Source organism: Stieleria sp. (genome assembly GCF_041595215.1).
Lineage (GTDB): Bacteria > Planctomycetota > Planctomycetia > Pirellulales > Pirellulaceae > Stieleria > Stieleria magnilauensis.
The window spans coordinates 1-4,765 of sequence record NZ_JBFHKV010000685.1 but is presented as its reverse complement, the minus strand read 5'-3'; the positions used below and the strand labels follow the sequence as shown (position 1 = coordinate 4,765).

The window sequence follows — 4,765 nt, the reverse complement described above, 5'->3', positions numbered from 1 at the left end:
GTCGACGTCACTTAACTTCATCGAACGCGTCGTCTTCGAGCGCTTCGACGTCGCCGCCGCCGAAGTCATCTTCGAGCACTTCGTGGTCATCGCCACTGCCCTCGCCTGCCGCATCTTCCTCCAATTCCGCGTCGCCGTTGTCTGTCTTTGCAACGCGCCCGCCGGACGACATTTTTGCAGCGACCGGAACGGCGACGATCACGGCCAGCATCAAGACGGCCCAAAGACTAAAATACAGCATGACTGAAATGAAAAAGGTGTGTAACGAGGGTTCCCCAAAACGAGAGGCGTTCTAGTTTAGCTCGATCGATCCCCGGGTGAAATTTTATTCGGTCGGGGCGGGTTCGATTCCCAATTCCAGCCGCTCGCGTCCGGAAAACACCGCCTCGAACAGGGTAATCGCCGCCGCATTGGACGACTTGATGTCCGAATAGGCGGCTTTGAGTTGTCGTTTCGCTTCGTCGACGCGTAATTTGTCCCCGCTCTGTTTGGCGGCCTGGACCCGTCGGGCCAACGCGATCAAGCGATATTTCCGGTCGGTGGTGGGATTATTGAGCAATTCGACCAGCGTGGCTTCAGCCTCGGCGATTCGATCTTGCTCCAGATACAATCTGGCCAGCTGTAACTTCGCCTTGCTGACATACGCCTGCATCACGGCGCTGTCGCCGGGGGGGAAATAGGTTTCGATCGCTTTCCAACCCGGGACGTCGTCTCGTTCGGCGGCTTCCAAATACTGCTCTTCGATCGACCCCCGCTGGGGGACTTGGTCGGGGCGCAACAGGTCCGCCACGGCGGGGCGTTTGACTTGGGATGCCGTGGCGATCCCCAGCCCGACGGCCAGGATCGGAACCAGGCTGAGTACGATCATCCGTTTTCGACGTCGAGCACGGTCTCGTTTTTCCTCATCCGCGACCCGTTGCAAACGGGCCGTCGCGGTCGCGGCGCCGGCCAAGCGACGCGTGTTGCTGCGTTGGGTCGCATCGTCACCGGTCAGCGCGTCGAGCAACTCGCCGGGTGATTGAAAGCGTTCGGCCGGGTCTTTCCGCAACAGCTTGGCGATGATCGCGACCAACCATTCGGGGACATCTTTGTCACCTCGAACGCGATCGAGCGGCTTGGGCGTTTCGTTGACATGGGCAAACGCCAGCGCGAGCGGATCATCGGCTTCAAACGGAGGGCGTCCGGAAAGCAGGTGGTACATCGTCACGCCCAACGAATACAAATCGCTGCGCGGATCCACCGGCCGACCTTGGACCTGTTCCGGGCTCATGTACCGTGGCGTTCCAAGGGTCAGCCCCGCCTGGGTCAAATCGGCGCGACTGCCATCCACGTCGTCGCCCAATCGGGCCAGTCCGAAGTCGGCAACTTTGACCGACCCCGCCTTGGACCACATGATGTTCTCGGGTTTGATGTCACGGTGCGTGATGCCCTCGATCGCCGCCGCGTCGAGTGCGGACGCGACCCCGTAGAGAATCTCGATCGCCTGCTCGGGACCGACGGTCCCGTTGCGTTCGAGGTATTCGCGAAGGTTTTGCCCCGAGATCAACTCTTGGGCGATGTAATGTCGCGAGGCGTCTTCACCGACTTCGTAGATTTGGACGATGTTGGAATGATTCAGCTTGGCGGCCGCCTTGGCTTCGCGCCGGAAACGCGTGATGTAGTCGCGGTCACGGGCCAAGTCGGGGCGCAACACCTTGATCGCGACATCGCGTTCGAGCGCCATGTCTCGGGCGGCGTAGACGTCGGCCATGCCGCCGCGACCGAGACGGCTGAGGATCAGATAGCCTGCCAGCCGCGATCCGACCAAGCTGGCCGTCGACAGTGGCAGAGGTATGGATTCGGTGACGCTCGTTTTGTCTCCCGCTGCCGAATCGCCAACCGAATCATCGGTCGTGGCAGCTTGCTGCCATGCCGCGTCGGTGGTTTCCCTCGCATCGCCATCGCGGGAGTCTTCGTCTGACGAATCATCAGCTGCGGTCTTGTTCATGAAGTCTCTCGAAAACGTTGTGTGGGGCTCGATCGGATTGCCCCAGGCGGGAGTCACTTGCCGGGATCAATGGGTTGGCCGAGCGAGACGAGTTGGCGGTTCATGCTGCCGCTGGAAAAGCCTTGCAAGTCCAGGGTGATGTAACGAAAGCCGATGCCGATCAATTGCTCTGACAGCCGAGTACGGATGGGGGCGGCGGTCAGTTTGACGATTTGGTCCGCGGGGACTTCGATGCGCGCCAGGTCACCTTCGTGGTACCGGACGCGAACGTCGTCCAATCCCAGACCACGCAACAAGTCTTCCGCTTTTTCCACCCGCCGCAATCGCTCGACCGTCACCGGCACCCCATAGGCGATCCGGCTAGCCAGACACGGCGAAGCGGGCAAGGTTGCATTGGGCAAACCGAATCGGTGTGCGATCTCGCGAACGCCGGCCTTGTCGATGTTCAATTCCGCCAGCGGTTTCAAGACACCGGCCTGATCACCGGCGGCGATGCCCGGTCGATAATCGCCCAAATCGTCGGCGTTGGTTCCCGAAACGATCGTCGCGTCCCGAAGCGTCGGACTCTGGCACAACTGGTGAAGTGTTTGATACAGCGTGCTCTTGCAGTGAAAGCAACGCGAGCCGTCATTGACTTGGTACGCGGGCAATTCGACTTCGTGTGTTTCCATCAATCGATGCGTTGCCCCCAGGTGCTTGGCGACCGATTGTGCCAGTTCGAGTTGCCAGGTCGCGACACTGGGCGAAACTGCCGTGACGGCGGTGACCGCGCGGGCGGTGCTGCGGAGCGCCGCGGCCAACACCACGCTGCTGTCGACCCCGCCGGAGAACGCGACGGCGATCTCACCGCGGCCGTCGAACCAGCCAATCAGCTCGGCCTGCAACTGCGCCACCGAGCGGGCGGGCGCGGTGGGGGCAGTCGAGCGGTCGGCAGTCGAGCGGTCGGCAGTCGAGCGGTCGGCGGGCAGTGGTGTGGAAGAATCAGTCGTCATGCATCAGGCGAATGGAAAGTGACCCGAACAAAAAAGCCGGCATCGAGTTTTCGGCCACCCGAATCGTCCAGCGTTAAACGTCCGCTGTCGACGATCGAATCAAACCGACGGGGCGAAAACGAGAACGTTTTCGGCATCTTGGATGCCAAATAGTCTACCACGTCCTCGCCGGCGACTTGCGGAGAATGCCCCGTGATGAGCAGACGAAAACCGTTCGGCGACAACAGGGACACGCAATCCTGCAACAGCGGCCAGAGGTCGCGTTCGAGTCTCCAGGCTTTGCCCGATGGCCCATGCCCATACGCCGGGGGATCCAGGACAATCGTCTGATACCGGTTGCCGCGGCGGACTTCGCGGGCGGTGAATTTGGCCGCGTCGTCGACCAGGTATCGAATCGGATGATCGGCCAGTCCGTTCAGCTGCGCCGCTGCTCGCGCGGCCGTGACGTTCGGTTTGGCGGCGTCGACGTGGGCGACTTTGATCCCCGTCGCGGCCATCACGATCGAGCTTGCGCCGGTGTAGGCAAACAGGTTCATCCCGCTGGCGTCTCCACCGGTTCGGGCAGCGGTCTGGCGCAACCACCGCCAGTTGGCCGCCTGTTCGGGAAAAACACCGACGTGACCGAAGGGCGTGGGGGCGATCGGCATTTGAAATCCGTCGCAGTCGACCCGCTGGTCCGCCGGCCAAGGCGTCCGATGTTCCCAGTCGCGGGAATCGAGATGGAAGACAGAATCGGCGGCCGCCCACAGATCCGGGTGGTGTTTTCGTTGGCCTTCGGCCGCCGGCGAGGGGCGGTCCAAGATCCGGCCGCCGAATGATTCCAATTTGCGTCCGTGGCCGAAATCAAGCAGCCGATAGCCGGGGCCGTTCGATCGTTCGTTCACCGTGTTGCTCATTTCTCAAGCCTGCACTTTTGCCGAACGCCTGTAAAGGAGACTACAATAGCCATTCCCACGCGTTCCCTCCCCCCCCGCTGAACACGCACGCCTCCAGGTCCCTCCATGCCCAGCCTCTCTCGATCGCGGCTCCTGTTGATTCTGTTCGCCGCCCTGGCACTCTTGTCCGCCCCATCACTCCTTGCGCAGCAGCCTGATGAGTGGGAGCAAAAAAAGGCCGAGCGATTTAAACCGTTGTCGGAAAATGAGAAGCACCAGATTGCCGCGGCTGTTCCCAGCGAGTTGGCGGCCAAACCGTTGTCCAAGCGACGCGTGCTCGTTTTTTATCGCTGCGAAGGATTCATTCACACGTCGATTCCGCATGGCAACGAATGCGTTCGGATGATGGCGGAAAAATCCAAGGCCTTTGAAGTCGATTTCGCCGACACCTATGACGTCTTCCGGGCGGAGAATCTGGCGCGGTATGACGCCATCCTGTTGAACAACACCACCCACATGCAATTCCCCGAACCGGCGATGCGTGACGCCTTCATGGACTTCATCATCGGCGGCAAAGGGTTGGTCGGTTTCCACGCCGCCAGCGACAACTTCAATCGGCATCCCGAGTGCCTGGCGATCGTCGGCGGTACGTTCGCCGGCCACCCCTGGGGCGCCGGCGGCAAGTGGGCATTCAAATTGGACGATCCCAGCCATGTCCTCAACGCCGCGTTCGACGGTTCGGGATTCTGGCACTCCGACGAGATTTACCAATACGACCCCAAGTCCTACGTCGGTACGGGCGTGCTGCGTCTGTTGGTCAGCCTGGACATGAGCAAGGAAGCCGTCTCCAGTCGCATCAACGATGGGCCGCGTGAGGTTCCTGTTTCATGGATCCGTGCTGCCGGTGACGG

Annotated in this window: 5 protein-coding genes; 1 reads left to right on the top strand and 4 read right to left on the bottom strand. The window is 61.3% G+C overall.

The features are described from left to right. Positions 1–7: 7 nt before the first annotated feature. The 4 genes from ABX749_RS22490 to ABX749_RS22475 all read right to left on the bottom strand — a co-directional run bounded on the left by ABX749_RS22490 (position 8) and on the right by ABX749_RS22475 (position 3,863). Positions 8–241, bottom strand: a complete 234-nt coding sequence (locus ABX749_RS22490) for a hypothetical protein (protein ID WP_372897959.1) — start codon at positions 239–241, stop codon at positions 8–10. Positions 242–325: 84 nt separating this feature from the next. Continuing rightward, a complete protein-coding gene (locus tag ABX749_RS22485; RefSeq protein WP_372897958.1) occupies positions 326–1,987 on the bottom strand; it encodes a serine/threonine-protein kinase in 1,662 nt (553 codons plus the stop codon). Positions 1,988–2,040: 53 nt separating this feature from the next. Further along, the gene (gene larE / locus ABX749_RS22480; RefSeq protein ID WP_372897957.1) at positions 2,041–2,979 is read right to left on the bottom strand and encodes an ATP-dependent sacrificial sulfur transferase LarE; all 939 of its coding nucleotides are present in this window, start codon (positions 2,977–2,979) and stop codon (positions 2,041–2,043) included. Then, the gene (locus ABX749_RS22475) at positions 2,976–3,863 is read right to left on the bottom strand and encodes a class I SAM-dependent methyltransferase (RefSeq protein WP_372897956.1); all 888 of its coding nucleotides are present in this window, start codon (positions 3,861–3,863) and stop codon (positions 2,976–2,978) included. Before ABX749_RS22475 ends, larE begins: the two co-directional genes overlap by 4 nt. Positions 3,864–3,980: 117 nt before the next feature. Here ABX749_RS22475 and ABX749_RS22470 point away from each other — a divergent pair. Beyond that, positions 3,981–4,765, top strand: a 785-nt coding sequence (locus ABX749_RS22470; protein WP_372897955.1) for a ThuA domain-containing protein, incomplete at its 3' end; no start/stop codon positions are given.

What these genes read in the sequence shown, in the direction of transcription:
- ABX749_RS22490 (WP_372897959.1), bottom strand. Translation starts at nt 241, where the DNA reads ATGCTGTATTTTAGTCTTTGGGCCGTCTTGATGCTGGCCGTGATCGTC.
- ABX749_RS22485 (WP_372897958.1), bottom strand. Translation starts at nt 1,987, where the DNA reads ATGAACAAGACCGCAGCTGATGATTCGTCAGACGAAGACTCCCGCGAT.
- larE (WP_372897957.1), bottom strand. Translation starts at nt 2,979, where the DNA reads ATGACGACTGATTCTTCCACACCACTGCCCGCCGACCGCTCGACTGCC.